Raw genomic sequence first — 21,075 nt, forward strand, 5'->3', positions numbered from 1 at the left:
TTTTAGTTAAACTGACGTTGTATTTTGAATGCCCTGGAATTTTTATTCCAGGGCATTTTTATATAGCAACACTCCTCTACTGATAAATAGGGAGAGTCTCGTAAGTGTGACAGGAAATATATTTGTGTTGCCCTGAATCTGAAAAGATTGAGGGCTTTTTTAATGCCGTGAAAGGATTTTATGATGGATATCAAATATATGGAACGTGCTTTAGAATTAGCTGGAAAAGGTAGAGGTTTTACGTCACCCAATCCCATGGTCGGTGCTGTCATCGTCAAAGACGGGAAGGTCATTGGGGAAGGCTACCATGAAAAAGTGGGCGAGGCCCATGCTGAAGTCAATGCGATCCGTTCGGCCACAGAATCTGTCGAAGGGGCGACCATGTATGTCACGCTTGAACCGTGTTCACACTACGGCAAGACACCGCCTTGCTCAAATTTGATCATTGAAAAGAAACTTAAAAAAGTAGTGGTTGCAGCGACGGATCCCAATCCGCTGGTTTCCGGTAGAGGACTCGAGCGTCTGAGAAAAGCCGGTATCGAAGTCATCGAAGGAGTCCTGGAAGAAAAGAGCAATCAATTAAATGAAATATTCAATCAATATATCACAACGAGAATGCCCTTTGTCTTGATGAAGTATGCCATGTCTTTAGACGGTAAGATCGCCACGGCAACAGGAGAGTCCAAATGGATCTCTTCCGAGCAGTCGAGAGAACACGCGCATCAGTTAAGAGGCTATCTCTCGGGTATTATGGTGGGGATAGGAACCGTATTGAAAGATGATCCGCTACTCACTTGCCGTATACCCGGTTACACTCATCCAACCCGGATCGTCCTGGACAGTGAGCTGCGCATCCCACTTGAATCCAATGTTTTAATGAATCAGGACGAGGCGCCAACCCTGGTCATTACCACAGAACACGCCTCGATGAGCATGCGAAACGAGATAGAAAAATTAGGCGTCGACGTTCTCATCGTTCCTGAACACAACGGGAAAGTGGACTTGAAAAAGGCACTGGCTTTACTCGGTGAAAAAGGAATCGATAGTATCCTGCTTGAAGGTGGAGGCACACTGAATGCGGCAGCTTTGGAAGCGGGGATCGTCAACAAAGTAAACATTTATATTGCCCCAAAAATAATAGGGGGCGCCAATGCCATCTCACCAATCATGGGTCGAGGCGTGGAAACTATGAAAGACGCCTTCGCTATTACATCAATGCAAGTCACACAATTAAACGAAGATATATTTATAGAAGGCTATATAATGGAGGGAAGCTAAATGTTTACAGGTATTGTAGAAGAAATCGGAGAACTGAAAAACATAAATAAAGGTGCCCGATCAAGCACATTGACGATCAAAGCCAACAAGGTGATGGCAGATACTAAAATTGGAGACAGCATCATGACCAATGGTATCTGTTTGACCGTTACCAGTATGACGGAGCACTCATTCACCGTAGACGTGATGTCGGAAACACTGAACCGGACGTCTTTAGGTGATATGTCCAGCGGCAGTAAAATCAATCTTGAACGCGCACTGAATTTACAAACCCGTTTAGGCGGACATATGGTCAGTGGTCACATTGACGGAACGGGCGTCATCTCTGAATATAGAAAAGATGATAATGCGGTTTGGGTAACGATTCAGGCGAGTCCGGATGTGTTGCGCTATGTTATTGAAAAAGGGTCGATTGCTATTGACGGTATCAGCTTGACCGTAGCAGCAGTATCCGACAAAGACTTCAAAGTTTCGATCATCCCGCATACCGCTGAAGAGACGACTCTACTTAAACATAAGACCGGCGACAAGGTTAATTTAGAAGTTGATTTGATAGGTAAATATGTCGAAAAACTCTTAGGTTTATCTCCGGAAAAAGACGTTAAAAAAAATCCATTAACAGAAGCACTTTTAAAAAATAATGGCTTTTCATAAAAAGATAGGAGTGAATAGATGTTTGATAAAATCGAAGACCTATTAGAAGATTTGAAACAAGGGAAAAACGTGATCATCGTCGATAATGAGGACAGAGAAAACGAAGGAGACATTATTTGTGCCGCTGAATTTGCGACACCTGAAAATGTCAACTTCATGACATTATATGCGCGCGGATTGATCTGTATGCCCATGACGAAAGATTACACAAAAAAACTGGGTCTTTCTCAAATGAGCTTATACAACACCGATGATCATACGACAGCTTTCACTGTTTCTATCGATTATAAAGATACCCTGACAGGCATATCGGCAATGGAACGTTCAATGACAGCCATCAAAGCAGTCAAAGAGGGCAGTCGACCTGAGGACTTCAAACGACCGGGACACATGTTTCCACTGGAGGCTGTCGATGGAGGGGTATTGGCAAGAATCGGTCATACTGAAGCGACGGTCGACTTGATGCGCTTGGCAGGATTGAAACCTGCAGGGTTATGCTGTGAAATCATGAAAGTCGATGGTTCAATGGCTCGAAGAGACGACTTGATCGAACTTGCCAAAGAACACCAGTTGAAAATCGGAACGATCACTGACTTGGTCGAGTACAGAAAAGCAAACGAACAGCTCATTTTTAGAGAATCAAAAGCTAAATTACCTACTAAATACGGTGACTTTGATATTTATGCCTATCAGCATAAATTCACCGGTGAACATCATGTCGCTTTAGTCAAAGGAGATGTGTCTGATGGCGAACCGGTACTATGCCGAATTCATTCAGAATGTTTGACTGGCGACGTCTTCGGTTCGAAAAAATGTGACTGCGGACAACAGCTAGATACGGCTTTGACAAAAATCGCTGAAGAAGGTCGGGGTGTTTTAGTTTATATGCGTCAGGAAGGACGAGGCATTGGCCTGGTCAATAAGATCAAAGCTTATGCATTACAAGATCAAGGACACGATACGATCGATGCCAATTTGTTGCTTGGGTTACCAGTAGATTCTAGAGAGTATTATGAATGCAAACAAATTTTTGATGATCTAGGTGTCAATCGTTTAAACTTGATGACGAACAACCCGTTGAAAGTAGCTACGCTGGATAACTATGGGATGAAAATAGAAAAGCGAATTCCTATTCAAAGTAAAATACATGATGAGGATAGACATTACCTCACTACCAAAAAAGAAAAATTTGGTCATTATTTAGATCTTTAAAAGAAAATGCACAAGAGTTTAAATACAAAATATAAACCTAAATTGGAAGGAATGGATGACAATAATGAATACAATCGAAGGACAGTTGATCGCAAAAGATTTGAAAATAGGAATAGTTGTAGCGAGGTTCAATGCTTTTATCGGATCGAGATTACTTGAAGGAGCCGTCGATACACTGAGAAGACACGGTGTAGACGAATCAGATATCGACGTCGCCTGGGTCCCCGGCGCATATGAAATTCCACTGGTTGCTAAAAAAATGGCGGGTTCCGATCGTTACGATGCCATCATAACTCTGGGTGCAGTGATAAGAGGCGCAACCTCACATTACGATATCGTGTGTTCAGAAGTAGCTAAAGGCGTCGCTTCAGCATCAGACAGTACGGGCGTACCCGTGATGTTTGGAGTGTTGACAACGGACACGATCGAACAGGCCATCGAACGTGCCGGAACGAAAGCGGGTAATAAAGGTTCTGATGTAGCCGTTGGTGCTATAGAAATGGCAAACTTATTGAAGAAGCTTTCTTAATGAAAGACTTGAAAAATGTAAAAACCATTATTTTTGATTATGATGGCACCCTTCACGACAGCAGCAAGATCTATATTCCGGCCTTTATGAAGGCGTACGACTATCTTGTGGACCATGACAAAGCCCCTGAAAAGAAATTTCAGGATAATGAAATCACACAATGGCTAGGCTATAGTAAAAAAGAAATGTGGGAGCTGTTTATGCCCCATTTAGAAGAACCTTATAAAACAGCAGCATCGACAATCATCGGACAGACAATGGTGGAAAAAATCAGCAGGCGTGAAGCATATTTATATCCGAATGCCCTAGAAACACTGGCGTATTTAAAGGGAAAATACACGTTGATTTTTTTGAGTAACTGTTCCATTGACTACATGGAATCGCACGCTGAGATGTTTAATTTAAGAGACTACTTTACGGCTATGTACTGCACGGAGATGTATGAGTTTAAAAAGTCCAAGAAGGAAATAGTCAGAGGCTTGAAAGATAAGTATCCGGCTGATTATGTGGTTGTCGGAGATAGACATCAGGACCTTGAAGTGGGAGAGCTGGACGCAACCTATGCGATCGGTTGTTCCTACGGGTTTGGTCAAGCGAAAGAACTCAAACAAGCAGATATCTTGATTGAGGATATAAGTGAACTGAAAAAGTATCTTTAATGGAAAAGGCATGATCAGAATTCTTATTCTGGTCATGCCTTTTATAGTAGCACGAAGAGGAAACCTGCACTCACAACTCCAGCTAAGAACCCTTCCAAATTGCCTTCCCGTTCAGAAGGGAGCTCGTGTTTCACTACGTTCAGGGTCATGGCTCCTGTCACAAAAGCTTCCACGCTTCCAATAAAGTATTCTGGGAAATCGGTCCATTGGCCGATAAGGAACCCTGCAAAAATGCTTAAAGACAGGAAATGCCTACCGTAATGATCATAGGCTTCCTCATGGTGAAGGCGGAGCCCCCAGTCATTGGTGATGAAATGAAGAGAGAACGCGATGAAGAAGACGAGAAGAGACGTATCCATATCTTCGAGGTGCGTAAGCAAGTACCCGATCATCATGTTATAGAGTGAGAAGAAGCCGATATGTGCCCAAAAGAGGGTAGATTCGATCACGTTAGGCTTTGTGATCTCTTCGACTTCATATGCCCGCGCAATGAGACGGTCCAATGTATAAACAAGCACCAAACCACTAAGCGCCACTATATACAAGGCGTAATGCATGACGTGCCCTTCGAGCCAGTATATCTCTTGTTCAGCTATTTCTTGAGAATGCGCGACCTGAGGCCATAAATGCACAAAAACATAGGAAATCCCGACACCAGCAGAAAAAGAGATGAAACGGCGCAGGCCGATTTTTTGAAATTTCAAATGAATAGAGAAAAAATGAATCAGTACAAAAGCTAGCATAAGTAAGCCGGATAAAAGCATAAAGTCGCGTCAGACAACGCTGACACTTCCCACCTTTCGTCTATATAATATGAAGTTACCTAGAGTGTACCTTATTTTCACTAAAAAAACGACTATCGTCCGTTGTTGCATAAATACATACAAAAAGGATGACGTTTTGTGTTCTAAAGAGTATGCTATAACTAAAGCGAATGCATCAAAGTACGCTGTTACATAAATAATGACACAAATGAATCTCATTTTTAAGAAAGTGAGGATTAAAGATGCTTACTAAAGGGCAGCGAGTAGAAGATCAAATCGAGCGTAATTGGGTAGTGCTGAGCAATCCAACCTCTGCTGAACATCAAAAGCTAATCAATGAGCTGGGATTGCCTTCACCATTTTTTGAACGAAAACAGGAAAAAGAAATGGCAAGTTTTCACTCGTATTATACGAGTTTAAATGAAGAAGGATTTATCCTTCATATTCCTCTTTGGAAAGGGGAAGATTTTTCTAGTTTGAGTACGGCCACTCATTCGTTAACGAGTTATTTTACGTCGAGAATGATACTGATTTGGACCGAAGAGAACCATCACGAACAAGCCGTATCAGCAATAGAGAGAACCTTATCACCCATAAATTATATATACGATAATATTATGGAAGAATATGCAAAGCTCTCACTTGTCCTGGATAAGCTTCAGAAACGTATTGTGGATGTGGAAAATCAGACCAAATTAAAAGCGAACCGGGATGTGCTGTTGCAATTAACAGCTTTGGAACAAGAAGTTGTTATTATGTCGAGTCGACTGGATGATTATGAAGAAAGCTTTAATCGTTTTTTGAGCCATCCCTTGGTGAAAATGAATTTGAGTGTGAATTACAGAGAAGATATTAGGTTAGCTTTAAAGAAAGCGCATTACCGCATTCATTTATACAAGGATCTCATTGAATCGACGAGCGGACTGCTTTCGGATAGTATCGACAACAAACTCAATACGATTATGGAATATTTACAGACATGGGCACTGGTTATTTCAATTCCGACCTTGATTTTTAGTTTGTTTGGCATCAATACCGGGGGATTGATCGGAAGAGAGACACCCTATGAATCGTGGATAGTCATTTTGATTGCAATATTATTAGGCATGGTGACCGCTTGGTGGCTGAAGAAAAAAGAATTCAAATAAAGGGGTCCTATTAGAAGAATGGTCTGTTTTGAGTTAAACTACCAGTAATAGCAAAATAAGGAGGGCTTCAAATGGCTGGAAATAAATTAAGAAAGTCTTCAAATGATCGTGTGTTATTTGGCGTATGTGGAGGTATTGCAGAATTCTTCGGCATTTCATCACTATTAGTGAGAGTGTTGTTTGTCATACTCTCGCCGTTGGATTTTATTCTTTATATTATTCTGGCGATCATTATCCCCAATGAGGGTGAAGAGTAGTTCTTGGAAAATAGTGAAGCAGGTATAAAAGTAAAAGCCTGATCCCGGATAGTCTTTGCTGTATCCGATTGGGATTTAATAAAGCGTTCACCAGCTGTTTATAATTCAGCTGGTGAACGCTTTTTAATTTTATTTATTCTGCTAGTCATTTTAATTATATATAAGAGTTCGTGTAGTTTCTCATGGAAGATAAAACGATGTTATTTAGAGATCCAGTTAGATGTAAGAATCTAAATTTTTTGTGAATAAATGAATGATTTTTTCAACGTCACTTTTTTTGTAGTTTGTCTTGTCACACACCAAATAAAAATCTTGATAGAGATAAGCATCTTTGATGGTAATCGTTTCAAGGGTCTGATTCTCAAGTTCTTCGATAACAGATATAGCATAAAGAAAACCGATACCCTTGTTTTCTGCGATATAATTTTTTAATAGAGCAATATTACCGATCCGTGTTTTTTGCTTGAACTGATTACAGGAGAGTCCTTGCTTATGCATAAAATGTTCGACACTATCACACACACCAGAACCTTGTTCACGTGATAATAAGTTCTCAGAAAATAAATCTGCTAATTCTACGGTTTTACCGGCTAGTGGATGTTCAGGCGCACAAACTAGAACCACACTGTCACGATAAAAGCTGCGCGTACAATACTTATCTGTATCGACAGGTCCAGAAATGAAAGCATAATTTATTTTGTTTTCTTCGAGCAATTTCAATAATTGGGTCGTATTATCGACAACTAAATCGATTTTCAAATCAGGAATGTTCAGGAGTTCGGTATAGGAAGGAATATAGTACTCTCCAATCGTTCGGCTAGCTCCCAGTGTGAACTGGCACGTGGGTATTTCTCCCGATAGATGAGACTTGATATCTTCAATTTCAGCTACTAACGCTTCTATTTTAATTTTTAAATATTTGCCGTTCTGGGTCAACGTTAATTGTCTGTCTTGATAATTGACCAGTTTGATATTCAAGTGGTGTTCGATATATTGAATGTGTTTTGTAACGGCTGGTTGACTAAGCGATAATTTTTTTGCTGCTTTAGTGTAATTGAGTTCATTTGCAACCATTAAAAAAGTTTGATAACGGTAATCCAGCATCTAGTGTTACGCCTTCTTTCTTTTTCCACATTCTTTTCTACCGTAATTATAACATGGCAAATAAGTATGAACAACTTGCGTTCATTAATAATAAATTCACAATCTTTATACTCTTTATTGTGAATGTAACAGCAAAGTAAGCGCTTGTCAAAAAAAATCGACACAATACTATTCTTTTACGGTATGGAAGCATTCCTAAACGCTATTTTACAACGATTGATGTATTGAGTATAGTTATAGAAGTAAAGAGGACCACGGGCACGTTAGTGAAAACATTCACTATATTATAAATAGTCATTGTTTAATTAATATCTTGTCTGCAGTTTTCTAAATATTATTTGGGGGTAAGGATATGGCTCAATCAAGTGTATTAGTAAGAAGAAAGACGGCTTCATATGTTCAACCAGTTCTTGGTTTTGGATTAGTTGTAACAATGGCGTTATTTAGTGGTTATCTAAATTCTTTATCAGCTGGTCTTCCGTTGTATTTATTTGCCGGGCTTATTCTAGGATACACGTTGACTCGAGCAAGATTTGGGTTTGCCGGAGGTATAAAGCGAATCTATATGCGAGGTGAAGGCAGTTTATCTAAAGCTTTGCTTGTCTTACTGTTCGTCACAGCGCTGGTGACCATGGGTATTCAATGGCAGGCAGCTCAAAATGGAGCGGTACCTGCGTATCTTGCAGCTGAGGGCGCATCTGTCATACCGGGCACAGGAAATGTTTATTTTACTAATATTGCAACCATTATTGGTGGTTTTATTTTCGGTATGGGTATGATGTTAGCTGGCGGTTGTGGATCGGGTACGCTTGCTGACTTTGGAGAAGGTTCAGGAAGAGCGTTGATAGCCTTTATCTTCTTTATTTTTGGTACCGCACCTGGACATTTCATGAGACAAGTCGTCGACACTACGACTATTGGTAAGATGGGTATTCAATTACATCTCCCGCAAGTACTGGGATATTTTGGTTCACTATTACTTGTGGCAAGTTTATTGGGAGTATTGTATTGGATTATTGTGAGATACGAAAACAAACGCAAAGCTGAAGGAACATACATGGATCCCAAAGGAGATTATGAGGAATTTGAAAAACCTCTAAATGCTGATGAGCAAACACCGTTCTTCAGCTATCAAACGTATCATAAGCTATTCATACAGAGATGGAGCTTTACTTTAGGGGCTTTGATTTTGGCTTTTGGCGCTTTGTTCGTTTTAGTAACAACCAATAAAAACTGGGGCGTGTCTACTGCCTTATTGACTTGGAATGTCGCTATCTTTGAACAATTAGGTATTCAGCTGCCAGCCGAGTATTTTGGCTCGCATATTGAAAAGGTTCAAGCAGGGCTGCTCAATGATGGAGGAACTATTCGTAATATTGGATTGATTTTCGGATGTACGATCGCATTCCTGTTAGCCAATCGATTTAAATTTGATTTTAAGATCAATAAAAAAGATGCAGGATACTTCGCGCTTGGTGGATTGATGCTGGGATTTGGCTCACGATTTGGATTGGGATGTAATATCGGAGCGATGTATGCTTCAATTTCCAGTTTTTCCATCTCAGGTTGGTTCTTCTTGGTGGCTATGACATCAGGTGGTATTGTAGGCATGAAAGTATTTGCTGGAAAAGTTTGCATACTACCACATCGCGTGAGAAAATAAGTAAAATACAGGAGGAAATATAATAATGAGTAAAAAAGTATTAATTGTTGGTGGCGTTGCCGGAGGAGCATCTGTTGCTGCTCGCGTAAGAAGATTAGATGAACAGGCTGAAATAATTATGTTTGAAAAAGGACCATATGTTTCATTTTCAAATTGCTGTATTCCATTCCATATCAGTGGTGATATTGAAGAATCGCAAGATCTGGTTTTGATGTGCCCGGATGGATTTGAAACGCAATACAATATCGATGCTCGTGTGCATAATGAAGTAATGAGTATTGACCGCGAAGCTAAAACAGTTGAAGTGAAGAATCTTCAAACTGGAGAATCTTATGTCGAGTCTTACGATGTGCTCTTCCTATCTCCCGGAGCTAAAGCGATCCTGCCGCAAAACATAAAAGGCATCAATGACGCGCATGTTTTCGTGATGAAAACTGTTCCTGACGTAGAAGCCTTGACAAGTTATACAAAATTGAATAATGTAAAAGAAGTAGCAGTTGTTGGTGGAGGCTACATCGGCTTGGAAGTAGCAGAAAACCTTAAAAAAGCTGGTTACGGAGTCACGATAATCGAGGCTCAAGACCAAGTAATGGCTGCAATGGATTATGATATGGTTCAAATGATAAACAGAGAAATCATGAAAAATGGCATCGATTTGATTTTAGAAGATGCCGTTACAGAAATAGGTTCCGACCGTGTTATCCTTCAGTCAGGAAAAGAAGTCAAGGCTCAAGCAGTTGTAATGGCTATCGGCGTACGTCCTGAAACGACATTAGCTGTTAATGCTGGTTTAGAGCTCGGTGAGACTAGAGCAATAAAAGTCAATCATCATTATCAAACGACTGACCCATCTATCTATGCTGTTGGTGACGCAATTGAGAGCACTTGTTTCTTCACGCGTAAGAAAACGATGTTGACATTAGCTGGTCCTGCTCAGCGACAAGCGCGTGCAGCAGCCGACCATGTATATGGTAGAACTTATCTAAATACAGGTGTAATAGGGTCGTCGAGTGTGAAAATGTTCGATATGAATGCGGCTAACACAGGACTAAATGAAAAACAATTAAAAAATGCCGGTATCGACTATGATTTCGCTTATGTCATTCCAAAAGATAAAGTGGGCATTATGCCAGACGCAGAAAATTTATTCTTCAAATTGATTTTCGCTGTGCCATCCGGTCAGATTTTGGGCGCCCAAGCAGTTGGAAAAGGTAACGTAGACAAACGGATCGATGTTATGGCAACAGCTATCATGTTACATGCGAATCTGGAACAACTGAAAGAACTTGAACTCAGTTACTCTCCTCATTTCTCGACAGCTAAAGATGTTGTCAATCACGCAGTGTTGGTAGGCTTGAATGTGCTTAATGGTGAATTCAAGAAGGTGCCAGTAACAAAAGTAAGAGAACTGGTCGAAAACGAGGCAATGATCATCGATGCCCGCGAGGAAGATGAATACGCAGTGAGTCACATTAAAGGTGCAGTCAACATTCCGTTAAGTCAATTCCGTGGTCGTTTGGACGAAATCCCTAAAGACAAACAGGTTTATGTTCACTGCCGTTCAAGTCAGCGCAGTTATAACATGGTTCGTGCCTTAGGGCAATTAGGTTTTTCAAATGTGTATAACATTGATGGTTCATTCCTCGGAGTGAGTGAGTACGAATATTTCAATGACGTCAGACTAGACAGAGCACCGATCGTTACCAATTATAATTTCGCTTAAAAATACTAAAAAGAAGAAAAATTCTGTAAGAATTTTTCTTCTTTTTAGTGCTATGCATCAGTAAATTTTTTATTATGGAGGAAACAATGAATCAGCAAAAAATGCACACTCGTCTTGAACGTGCTTTAACAGTAGGAACATGGCTGATCATCTTGCTGGTTTGGGTATTAGCGACTCAAGCTGAAGGTCTATCGTCGCATATTTTGCCTTCACCTCAAGAAGTATGGAGCGCTTTTATTCAAATCCTCAATGAGGGCTATAACCGGATCAGTTTGTGGCAGCATTTAGGTGACAGTTTCAGAAGATTATTCGGATCACTATTTTTAGCAGTACTGACAGCTATCCCTTTAGGACTATTAAGTGGCTTTTTCCCTAAATTCAGAGCAATCATTGATTCTATTGTTCAGTTTTATCGTCCCATCCCACCCTTAGCTTATTATGCTTTACTGATTTTATGGATGGGGATCGAAGACGGATCGAAAATCACGTTATTATTCTTAGCAGCATTTGCGCCTATCTATATCGCCTGTGTATCTGCAGTGAGCAGTATCAATCGCGATTACATTTTAAGCGCGCAATCGCTAGGCGCTTCGCAGAAGGATGTTTTCCTTAAAATCATCTTACCGGCTGCTATGCCCGATATATTCACCGGGGTGCGGACCGCAAGCGGCTTTGCGTACACCACTTTAGTAGCGGCCGAAATGACGGCCGCTACATCCGGCATCGGTTGGATGGTTATCGATGCCTCGAGATATCTCAAATCTGATGTCATGTTTGTTGGCATAATTTTGATGGGACTGACAGGTATCGCAATGGATGGAATGTTTATATTATTGGAAAGAAAATTTATTTTTTGGAAAGGAAAAGAATAAAAATGTTTAAAACAAGAATATTAAAAAAGAGTTTGTTTTTGATGACAAGCATGGCGGCTTTGAGTTTAATGGGTTGTTCAAACGATACTGATGCGGAAGCTAATCAACCGGAGGAAATCACCATAGGCTATTTACGTGTACCTAATGACGAGATGGTTGCTTTGACTTCAGGATTGTATGAGGATTATTTTGAAGAAAAAGGAATTGAAACGAATTTTATCGTGTTTGACTCTGGAGTGGATGCAAACAAGGCGCTAGCTTCTGGAAGTATCGATTTTGCTTCGATGGGAAATACCAATGGCGTTATCGCTTTAGCCACGGATATCGGTACTGAATTGATTTGGCTCCATGAAATTCTAGGAGAAATCGAGGGCCTGGCAGTAAGAGAAGCTTCTGGAATTGAAGAAATTTCAAATCTTAAAGGTAAAAAAATCGGGACGACCTTTGCTTCGACATCACATTATAGTCTGCTTCAGGCTTTGAATGACGAAGGCATCGCCGAGGACGTTGAATTGCTGGATATGCAAACGATGGATATTGTAGCGGCGTGGGAAAGAGGCGATATCGATGCCGCTTATACTTGGCAACCCTCTCTTGGCAAATTACTAGAAGACGGCAAAATGATTTTATCTTCTGCTGAAGTAGCAGAGATGGGACATAAAACCGCGAATGTTTTACTGACACGAAAAGCGTTTTCTGAACAGCATCCGGAAATAGTCGCTGATTTTATCGAAGCGACCATAGCCGGAGGAGATGTTTATCGTCAAGATCCAGAAGAAGCATCAACAATAGTGTCAGAGGCATTGGAAATCGATACTGAAGACGCACTGACTCAGATGGAAGGATCGCTTTGGCTTTCGCCGGCTGATCAAATAACTCAGGAATATTTAGGCACCAGTGATCTGCCCGGAGATTTTTCTAAAGTTATGAAAGAAACAGGAGATTTCTTACAAGAACAAGGTTCGATCACGACGTCTCCTGAGCAATCCACCTATGATGATTTTATAAATCCTCGATATATCGAAATGGTTTTGGAAAGGTAAAGGATTCCTATGAGTGAAGATAAACAACTTGTAAAGTTAGAAAATGTTTATATGGTTTATGGCGAAGGTCCCCAGCGAACAACGGCTCTGGACAACATAAATCTGGAAGTGAATAAAGGCGAATTCATCTGTGTGCTTGGACCGTCGGGATGTGGGAAGAGCACGTTGCTTAAAATCATTGCCGGTTATCAATTCCCGACAAAAGGAAAAGCTTTTTTTCAAGACAAGCTGATCAAAGGACCGGACTGGCATAAAGGCGTCGTTTTTCAATCGCCAACGCTTTATCCTTGGTTATCGGTTAAAGAAAATATAACCTTTGGACCGAGGGTAAGAGGGATGGACCGCGAGAAGATTAAAGAAAAAGCTGATCACATATTGAAACAAATCGACTTATCTGCAGAAGCTGAGAAAAGTATTTTTGAACTGTCTGGAGGAATGAAACAGAGAGTGGCTTTAGCTAGAGTCTTGGCGAATGAGCCGGAAATGATCCTGATGGATGAACCTTTAGGCGCCTTGGATGCTCTGACTCGGTTAAACATGCAGGGATTCATCAGGAATTTATGGAAAGAGAACAATAATACCGTATTGATGATCACCCATGACGTTGATGAAGCCATGGCTTTAGGGACGCGAGTAGTCGTCATGTCCAAACAACCAGGTAGGATCTTGAAAGAAATTGAACTGGACTATACGTTCTCTGCGTTTCAATCAGATACGCATCGAATAGAAATGGACAAAGACTATTTAAAGACCAAAGAAGAAATCCTTGATCTGATCAGTCAGGATTGATAGTTGGAGAAAGTTTTGATTTAAAGATGAAGAAAAGGCGTGCCACAGCTGATAGATATACAGCTGTGGCACGCCTTTTTTGATTTTCTGATTTAGCCGTAAATATCGCCATCCGGTTTAGCCAGGTGATCTATACGGTACATTTCCTGTTCAGTCAACTCGAAATCGAACAGCGCCAGATTATCCTTTTGACGAATCGGCGAGCTGGAACGCGGGATCGGCATAAAGCCTGACTGCACCTGCCAGCGTAAAATCACTTGTCCGATCGATTTACCGTAGTTCTCACCGATAGCTTTTATCGTCTTATTATCGATCAAGTCGTCCGCCATGCGGTTACCTAGGGGACTCCAGGACTGCGTCAAAATATCGTGCTCGATATTACCTTCGATCATTTTGTCCTGAATGAAATAAGGGTGCGTTTGGATCTGGTTGATACTTGGGATCACACCGGTTTCATCTTTCAGACGTTTCAATTGATCCGGGTAGAAGTTGGATACACCGATCGAACGGATGAGTCCAAATTTCTGCGCGTCGATCAATGCTCGCCACGCTTCAACATATTTATCCTGCTCCGGATCGGGCCAGTGGATGAGATATAAATCATAATAATCCAGACCGGCACGGTACAGCGATTCCTGAATAGCTGGAATCGCCAAGTCATACTGATGATACGCTTCCGGTAATTTTGACGAGATCAAAACCTCAGAACGGTTCAATCCACTTTCTCTCAACGCTTTACCAACCGTGGCTTCATTCTCATAGCGATAAGCAGTATCTAAAAAGCGATACCCATTATGTAGTGCTTGTTTAATGGTCAAGACACCTTTGGCTCCTTTTAACTTATCCGTACCAAAACCAATAACGGGGACTTCCAGACCGTCGTTCAACGTATATGATGGGATGGTGTGAGTCATAGTTTTCCTTCTTTCCTAATGATAAAGCTAGTTTACCTTAAAATGAAAACGGAAACAAACTTAAGGGAATATTCGGATTATAAAATAAAAACCAGGGCAAGGGTCATGAGTACGAGTGACACGATAATACTTATTGAAGCAAGAAAACTCGCAAGTGAGCGTTCATTCCCATACCCGATGATGTTGATCGTAGAAACCGTCCCGATCGGTGCCAGAGCGAGTAGAACAAGCGAGAGGCGGACGATATCCGGTAATGGCAGGAAAAAGTAAAACAGCAGTGCCAGCACGATGCCTATAGAGTAGCGCGTAAATAGTAAAGTCATTACTTTTTGCAGGGATTCTGAATCTATAGCTATATCTAAATATAAACCGACCATAAACATAGCTAGAAAAGCATTGCCGCTGGAAAATAAATGAAACACGGATAGGACATTTTCCGGCAATACAATGCTGGCGAGCGCCAATATAAACATGATTATATAAGTAGTAAAAGAAGGTGAACGGAATAAACCTAAAAGTGTTCTGAATATGTTTTTGTTTGAGCGATCCTGATGTGTCATTTTATCTACAAGCATGGGCGTTCCACCGAATATCATCAATGCATTTCCCATATCGAAACTACCAATAAAAGGAATTGCAGCTGGGAAAAAGCCTTGCACAAAAGGGATCGTGAAATTTCCTATATTGTATCCAGCTTGACTGAACATCATTAGTGACTGGTTGGAGGCATCTTTTTTTCTCCATAGGTAGCCGCCGATCATGACGAGACCGATATTAGAAAGTAAACCTAGGGAAATCATGATAAATAAAATAGGTTCAACAGTTACAGCATTGAAACCAACGACGATTGTAGCAGGTAGAGTCAAGTTTAAAATGATTTTCTGTAACACGATACCATCTGTTGATTTTAGGATTTCAGCTTTTTTAAATAGGTACGCAACTAAAATAACAAGTAAAAATTGCAGCGATTGAAGCAATACTCCTAACAATTCATTCCCACCTTTCTGATCACTGTTTAGTATACCATGTTTCAAAACGACCTGAATTTTTTCTAGGAGAGAACGGTAAGAGTTGCCGTATAGAGCATAATACAATATACGAATAGATAACAATCGTATGTAATTTACACTTTCTCTTTATTTTTAGACGAGCCTACTTTATACTCTTAAAAAAGGGGAGATGGGAATGCAGAGGAATCGAGATGAAACAAAAAGGTGGCAGGTGCTGTTCGGGGGCGTTTTAATGCAGCTCTGTATTGGAGGTATTTATACCTGGAGTTTATTCAATCAACCCCTCGTCGATGCCTTTGGCTGGGAACGCACGGAAGTTTACACAGCGTATTCTTTGATTGTTTTTATTTTTGCCTTGGTGACGATTTATTCTGGTCGACTGCAGGATAAGATCGGACCAAGAAAAGTCGCGACCATTGGGATACTTTTTTTCAGTGTTGGGTTAATTGTGGCCTCGATGGCACGCTCGTTGGCCGTACTTTATTTAGGGTATAGTGTTTTAGGTGGAATTGGCGTTGGGATGGTTTACGTCTGTCCATTGTCCACATCGCTGAAATGGTACCCTAAAAAGAAAGGGATGGTCACCGGTATTATTGTCGGTGCATTCGGGCTAGGTGGCTTTGTTTTTAATTTCATTTTAAGTTATTTGATTCAAAGGATCGGCGTGTCGCAAACCTTTTTAGTTCAGGGTTTAGTTTATGCCGTAGTGGGCCTGATCGGTGCGCAAATGTTGAAGGTCCCAGAAGAATCAGAAAGCAATAAAAAAATCTTAGTGAATGAGAACGACTTCAATTCTAAATCTATGCTGAAGACTAGAACCTTTTATCTTTTATGGATCATCTATTTTATTGGCAGTTTGAGTGGGCTTGTTGTTATCGGGTTGGCCCAGGATATCGCGCGTGACGTTGTGGGTCTCACTCCTCAAATTGCCGGTTATTCGATTGCTGTTGCTGCAGTTGCAAATGCACTGGGGAGGCTTGGCTGGGGCGCATTATCTGATGTTTACGGCAGACTAAGAGTTTTTAGTTTGTTGTTCTTGATCACAGCTTTATCGATGCTGACGCTTAGTTTATGGACTCATCAGGCTATCGTCTACTTCATTGTTCTGGTTTTGATAGTCAGCAGTTTTGGTGGCTTCTTGGCAACCTTTCCAGCCATTACCAGTGATTACTTTGGTACTTATTATTTCGGATCGAATTATGGCTTGATTTATCAGGCTTATGGCGTAGCATCGTTAGCGGGACCATTTTTACTCGGTTTAACTAGTCAAGATACCCAAGCTTTTTTCATTGCCAGTCTGCTTGCTGTTGTTGGTCTTGGTTTAACATTGATTGTACGACCACCTGAAACAACAACCTAAATATAAGGTATTCATTTAAAATCATGTATATAAACCAAAAAAAGACTGAAATTTCAGTCTTTTTTTGGTTTATATACTCAATAATACATAACAGCTATTTCTGTTAAAACGCTTACACATATGCTATACTAAAAATGAAAATAGGTAGGAATTTGCGAAAGGAGGATACATGATGTTATTTACAGAAGTAACAGATGAGCACGCAAAAGATAAAAAACCGGCAGAAATTCTAGCTATTGTGACAGGTATCAATAAAAAAGTTATTCAGGACGGTGTTAGAGAACATGGGTATCAAGCTATCTTAGATAATCCGGCTTTGCTAGAGGTTTCAGAAGAGGATCAAAAACGAATCATCGAAGCACGTAAACTGGGTTATTTGGACGCAACGCTGCTATAATACCGATATTTAAAAGCTACTCTTAAACTTGGAGTAGCTTTTTTACATTAATATAATAAATTGAATAATTGAATTATAGAAAAGCATAAATTGACAGGACTTAATGTAGAATAAGACTTGTGGGAATTGGTTAATAGAGTTTAGGCATGCTCAAGGAGGAAATCCAGGCGAGTGATGCTAAGAAGGTCAAACTTCGGCATACTCAAAGAGGAAACCCAGGCGAGTGATGCCAAGAAGGTCAAACTTCGGCATGCTCAAGGAGGAAACCCAGGTGAGTGATGCTAAGAAGGTCAAACTTCGGCATACTCAAAGAGGAAACCTAGGCGAGTGATGCCAAGAAGGTCAAACTTCGGCATGCTCAAGGAGGAAACCCAGGTGAGTGATGCTAAGAAGGTCAAACTTCGGCATACTCAAAGAGGAAACCCAGGTGAGTGATGCCAAGAAGGTCAAACTTCGGCATGCTCAAAGAGGAAACCCAGGCGAGTGATGCCAAGAAGGTCAAACTTCGGCATGCTCAAAGAAAATATGCACGGAGTAAACCGAAGTGGGTTCTACTTTTCAGTCATCAGTAGTACTTTGCGTGGAGTTATTCATAAACAAGATGAAATAAGGTTTGAAATAATAGCCTATGCAATATCAGCGTTACACAATAGAATCGGCCCTATTCAGATCGATGAGATAAAGAGAACGTCACGGATGATTCCATTGTTATCTGATAGAAAAAGAGTGTAAGCAGGAAAAGGAGACAAAGATGTCATGGCATTTATAATAAACAAGAACTTATCGGTTCATTCAGTTGATCTGAACGTAGAAAAATTAGAAGAGATGACGACTTACTATAGAGAAATAATTGGTCTATCTGTCCTTGAAGAATCTGATAACTATGCCTCGCTCGGTGTGAAGACGGATAACCGAGTGTTGTTGAATTTAATTGAAGTAGATGCAGGAGACTCACGGACTAAAAAAGCGGGACTCTTTCATACGGCGTTTATAGTGCCTACACGAAGAGACTTAGGAAACATTCTGTATGCGCTATTAAAAAAAGACATACCAATTGAAGGCGCTTCTGATCACGGCTATAGTGAGGCGATCTACTTGCGCGACCCGGAAGGAAACGGTATTGAGATTTATAGAGATAAGCTTAAAGAGGAATGGGACATTTCGGAAAATGGTATGATCAAAGGAATCACAGCAGAAATTGATGCGGATGGCGTCTTGGCTAGTCGGAATGACCAGCTGACCGATACATTACCAGCGGGAACACGAATTGGCCATGTTCACTTAGCTGTTGCTGATTTGGAGGATTCTCAATACTTCTATATAGAAACTTTAGGCATGCAGCTGAAATATGAATTTGGAAGTCAGGCCCGATTTATTGCTGCGGGAGATTACCACCATCATATCGGTTTAAATACCTGGTTAGGAACAGATTTACCAAAAAGAAATCAGTTTGATTTGGGACTTACTCGATTCACTTTAAGTGTGCCGACAAGTGAGGAATTGACTGCGTTGACAGAGCATTTAAGTGCGCAAGGTTTAGCTATTGATGATGAAGCGGAGACGTTTATCACAATCACCGATCCAAATGGGATCCATGTCACTGTCACCACATCTGATTGATCATTTTTGCTCCATTTTCTATGCTTATAAAGTGAAGTTTTTTCAATCGAAACTTTTTTGAAAGATGATTTTGACGACAATATGGATAATGAGAAATACTATCATTATCAGTTAATTCAAAGTGCTATCTTATTAAATAAGGCCGTGATATCTTATAGTTAAGAATCATTATAGAAAAGGATGACAAGATATGACAGCACTTATTAAGAACAATAAGCCCATGTTGCTCACCATTATAAGCGGGCTTCTCATCATTGTTGGAGGGATGCTATCTTACAATAATCAGCAGCCCTTGGATGCCTTCGTATATGTGACAGCCTTTTTGATTGGCGGTTACTTTCAAGCCAGAGTAGGCTTCAGTGACCTGCTTTTCAAAAAAAAGTTGAACGTCGATATCCTTATGGTCTTAGCTGCTATAGGTGCTTCAGTCATTGGTTACTGGCTGGAAGGCGCACTGCTCATTTTTATTTTTTCGCTGAGCGGATCACTAGAGGTCTATACGACAAATAAGAGTACGGATGCCATTTCCAAACTGATGGAATTGACCCCGGAGACAGCCTTGCTTTTAAGCGAGGACGGATCAACAGAAGAAGTTGCAACGAAAGATTTAAAAGTCGGGAACAAATTACTTGTACCTAAAGGTTCTGCTTTTCCTATCGATGGTATACTTTTAAGCGAGTATGCATTAGTTGATGAAGCCGCCATTTCAGGTGAATCGATGGCCGTCAATAAAGCAATGAAAGATGAAGTGATCGGCGGGACGATAAACGTTAGCAGAGCGGTCGCAATAGAAGTGAAGGCGGAATACTCTGACACATTGTTTGCTAAAATAATCCGAATGGTGGATGAAGCTCAAGGGACCCCATCAAAAACGGCTACCTTTATTGAATCGATCGAAACGAGATATGTAAAGATCGTTTTGATATTTGTTCCGGTAATGATGCTCATTTTTTATTATGCTTTAGGTTGGGGTTTTAATGAATCTTTTTATCGAGGAATGGTTCTGCTAACCGTAGCCTCTCCCTGCGCACTAATGGCTTCTGCAAGTCCAGCAACCCTTTCAGCCATTTCAAACGGTGCAAAAAAAGGGGTGCTTTACAAAGGCGGGTCTTTTCTTGAAAACTTCGGTCAGATCGATGCGATCGCATTTGATAAAACAGGAACATTAACGCAAGGTTCTCCAAAAGTGACAGACGTAAACTATTTAAAAGAAATTAACCAGGAAACGGTCGTTCAGGTCATTGTTCAACTGGAACGTATTTCTTCGCATCCGTTGGCACAAGCTGTGATAGACCATCTTAATGCATCTGAAATGAAACATGACATCAAAGTCACTGAAATCAATGAAGTTGAAGGTCATGGTGTCGAAGGATACGTGGACGAGGATCACTGGAAAATAGGTAAAAAAGAATTCACAGTAAAAGATGACACGAGTGCGTTTGCGTTGTCAGCCAACGAGAAACAGACGGAAGGGAAAACGGTTCTCTATGTAACAAAAAATGATCAGCTCATGAGTTTTATTGCTTTACTTGATTTACCGGCACCTGGAGCGAAGGAAATGATCGATTATTTTAAAAGTCAGGGTATCTATACCATTTTAATTACTGGCGATAATGAAGCGACCGGTCAAGCCATTGGGAAAACGGTCGGCGTGGACGAAGTGAAAGCAAACTGCCTACCCGTTGAGAAAGCGACTTTGATACTTGATTTGAAAGAAAAATATGAAACGATCGTGATGGTCGGTGACGGGATCAATGACGCACCAGCTTTGGCTAATGCTTCGATTGGTATTGCGATGGGTGCAGGAACAGACCTGGCAATGGATGCGGCTGATGTGGTACTCGTCAAAAATGAGCTGGAGCAGCTTACGTATAGTCATAAGCTATCTAAACGACTCAATAGAATTATTATGCAAAACGTCGTTTTTTCAATCAGCGTTATCTTATTTTTGATTGTCGTCAATGTTTTACAATTAATAAATTTGCCACTTGGTGTTATTGGTCACGAAGGCAGTACCATTTTAGTTATTTTGAACGGATTGAGATTGCTAAGACCCATAAAATAAGGGAAAAAGAAGGA

At 40.7% G+C, this 21,075-nt stretch carries 20 protein-coding genes; 16 read left to right on the forward strand and 4 right to left on the reverse strand.

Features of this window, described 5'->3' with window-relative positions; all coding sequences use genetic code 11:
- Positions 1-180 precede the first annotated feature (180 nt).
- The 5 genes from ribD to ACO1PF_RS09050 all read left to right on the forward strand — a co-directional run bounded on the left by ribD (position 181) and on the right by ACO1PF_RS09050 (position 4,332).
- Positions 181-1,278, forward strand: coding sequence for a bifunctional diaminohydroxyphosphoribosylaminopyrimidine deaminase/5-amino-6-(5-phosphoribosylamino)uracil reductase RibD (ribD, locus tag ACO1PF_RS09030; protein ID WP_423188726.1), 1,098 nt, complete (start codon positions 181-183; stop codon positions 1,276-1,278).
- Positions 1,279-1,932 carry a riboflavin synthase gene (locus tag ACO1PF_RS09035; protein WP_423188727.1) on the forward strand — a complete coding sequence of 218 codons (654 nt, stop codon included), beginning with the start codon at positions 1,279-1,281 and terminating at the stop codon, positions 1,930-1,932.
- A gap of 18 nt (positions 1,933-1,950) precedes the next feature.
- On the forward strand, positions 1,951-3,144 hold the full coding sequence (locus tag ACO1PF_RS09040; protein ID WP_423188728.1) for a bifunctional 3,4-dihydroxy-2-butanone-4-phosphate synthase/GTP cyclohydrolase II: 1,194 nt from the start codon (positions 1,951-1,953) through the stop codon (positions 3,142-3,144).
- A gap of 64 nt (positions 3,145-3,208) precedes the next feature.
- On the forward strand, positions 3,209-3,673 hold the full coding sequence (gene ribE, locus ACO1PF_RS09045) for a 6,7-dimethyl-8-ribityllumazine synthase (protein ID WP_423190537.1): 465 nt from the start codon (positions 3,209-3,211) through the stop codon (positions 3,671-3,673).
- Positions 3,673-4,332 carry an HAD family hydrolase gene (locus ACO1PF_RS09050; protein WP_423188729.1) on the forward strand — a complete coding sequence of 220 codons (660 nt, stop codon included), beginning with the start codon at positions 3,673-3,675 and terminating at the stop codon, positions 4,330-4,332. Before ribE ends, ACO1PF_RS09050 begins: the two co-directional genes overlap by 1 nt.
- Positions 4,333-4,373: 41 nt before the next feature.
- Here ACO1PF_RS09050 and ACO1PF_RS09055 read toward each other — a convergent pair whose 3' ends face one another.
- Positions 4,374-5,096, reverse strand: coding sequence for a hypothetical protein (locus ACO1PF_RS09055; protein WP_423188730.1), 723 nt, complete (start codon positions 5,094-5,096; stop codon positions 4,374-4,376).
- 242 nt (positions 5,097-5,338) lie between these two features.
- On the opposite strand from ACO1PF_RS09055, the gene ACO1PF_RS09060 reads away from it, so the two are divergent.
- Together ACO1PF_RS09060 and ACO1PF_RS09065 are read left to right on the forward strand one after the other, a co-directional pair.
- A complete protein-coding gene (locus ACO1PF_RS09060; RefSeq protein ID WP_423188731.1) occupies positions 5,339-6,244 on the forward strand; it encodes a CorA family divalent cation transporter in 906 nt (301 codons plus the stop codon).
- 71 nt (positions 6,245-6,315) lie between these two features.
- A complete protein-coding gene (locus ACO1PF_RS09065) occupies positions 6,316-6,501 on the forward strand; it encodes a PspC domain-containing protein (RefSeq protein ID WP_423188732.1) in 186 nt (61 codons plus the stop codon).
- A gap of 216 nt (positions 6,502-6,717) precedes the next feature.
- Here the strand turns inward: ACO1PF_RS09065 and ACO1PF_RS09070 are convergent, their stop codons facing one another.
- Entirely contained in the window at positions 6,718-7,605 is an 888-nt protein-coding gene (locus ACO1PF_RS09070; protein ID WP_423188733.1) for a LysR family transcriptional regulator, read from the reverse strand.
- 352 nt (positions 7,606-7,957) lie between these two features.
- Here ACO1PF_RS09070 and ACO1PF_RS09075 point away from each other — a divergent pair, with 352 nt between their 5' ends.
- The 5 genes from ACO1PF_RS09075 to ACO1PF_RS09095 all read left to right on the forward strand — a co-directional run bounded on the left by ACO1PF_RS09075 (position 7,958) and on the right by ACO1PF_RS09095 (position 13,695).
- Positions 7,958-9,268 (forward strand): YeeE/YedE family protein, encoded by a 1,311-nt coding sequence (locus ACO1PF_RS09075; protein WP_423188734.1) that lies wholly within the window; start codon positions 7,958-7,960, stop codon positions 9,266-9,268.
- Between the two features lie 25 nt (positions 9,269-9,293).
- Entirely contained in the window at positions 9,294-10,991 is a 1,698-nt protein-coding gene (locus ACO1PF_RS09080; protein WP_423188735.1) for an FAD-dependent oxidoreductase, read from the forward strand.
- Positions 10,992-11,077: 86 nt separating this feature from the next.
- Positions 11,078-11,863 (forward strand): ABC transporter permease, encoded by a 786-nt coding sequence (locus tag ACO1PF_RS09085; RefSeq protein WP_423188736.1) that lies wholly within the window; start codon positions 11,078-11,080, stop codon positions 11,861-11,863.
- Between the two features lie 2 nt (positions 11,864-11,865).
- Positions 11,866-12,906 carry an ABC transporter substrate-binding protein gene (locus tag ACO1PF_RS09090; protein ID WP_423188737.1) on the forward strand — a complete coding sequence of 347 codons (1,041 nt, stop codon included), beginning with the start codon at positions 11,866-11,868 and terminating at the stop codon, positions 12,904-12,906.
- A 9-nt stretch (positions 12,907-12,915) separates the two neighbouring features.
- Complete coding sequence (locus ACO1PF_RS09095; RefSeq protein WP_423188738.1) at positions 12,916-13,695, forward strand: ABC transporter ATP-binding protein; 780 nt, start codon at positions 12,916-12,918, stop codon at positions 13,693-13,695.
- 92 nt (positions 13,696-13,787) lie between these two features.
- Here the strand turns inward: ACO1PF_RS09095 and ACO1PF_RS09100 are convergent, their stop codons facing one another.
- Both ACO1PF_RS09100 and ACO1PF_RS09105 read right to left on the reverse strand, forming a co-directional pair.
- On the reverse strand, positions 13,788-14,609 hold the full coding sequence (locus ACO1PF_RS09100; RefSeq protein WP_423188739.1) for an aldo/keto reductase: 822 nt from the start codon (positions 14,607-14,609) through the stop codon (positions 13,788-13,790).
- Between the two features lie 77 nt (positions 14,610-14,686).
- Positions 14,687-15,598 carry an AEC family transporter gene (locus ACO1PF_RS09105; RefSeq protein ID WP_423188740.1) on the reverse strand — a complete coding sequence of 304 codons (912 nt, stop codon included), beginning with the start codon at positions 15,596-15,598 and terminating at the stop codon, positions 14,687-14,689.
- Positions 15,599-15,794: 196 nt separating this feature from the next.
- Here ACO1PF_RS09105 and ACO1PF_RS09110 point away from each other — a divergent pair, with 196 nt between their 5' ends.
- The 4 genes from ACO1PF_RS09110 to ACO1PF_RS09125 all read left to right on the forward strand — a co-directional run bounded on the left by ACO1PF_RS09110 (position 15,795) and on the right by ACO1PF_RS09125 (position 21,061).
- Entirely contained in the window at positions 15,795-16,979 is a 1,185-nt protein-coding gene (locus ACO1PF_RS09110; protein ID WP_423188741.1) for an L-lactate MFS transporter, read from the forward strand.
- Between the two features lie 169 nt (positions 16,980-17,148).
- On the forward strand, positions 17,149-17,376 hold the full coding sequence (locus ACO1PF_RS09115) for a hypothetical protein (RefSeq protein ID WP_423188742.1): 228 nt from the start codon (positions 17,149-17,151) through the stop codon (positions 17,374-17,376).
- Positions 17,377-18,132: 756 nt separating this feature from the next.
- Positions 18,133-18,996, forward strand: coding sequence for a VOC family protein (locus tag ACO1PF_RS09120; protein WP_423188743.1), 864 nt, complete (start codon positions 18,133-18,135; stop codon positions 18,994-18,996).
- A 190-nt stretch (positions 18,997-19,186) separates the two neighbouring features.
- A complete protein-coding gene (locus ACO1PF_RS09125) occupies positions 19,187-21,061 on the forward strand; it encodes a heavy metal translocating P-type ATPase (protein WP_423188744.1) in 1,875 nt (624 codons plus the stop codon).
- The last annotated feature ends 14 nt before the right edge of the window (positions 21,062-21,075 follow it).

The sequence above is a fragment of the Alkalibacterium sp. f15 genome, assembly GCF_049389645.1.
Classification (GTDB): domain Bacteria; phylum Bacillota; class Bacilli; order Lactobacillales; family Carnobacteriaceae_A; genus Alkalibacterium.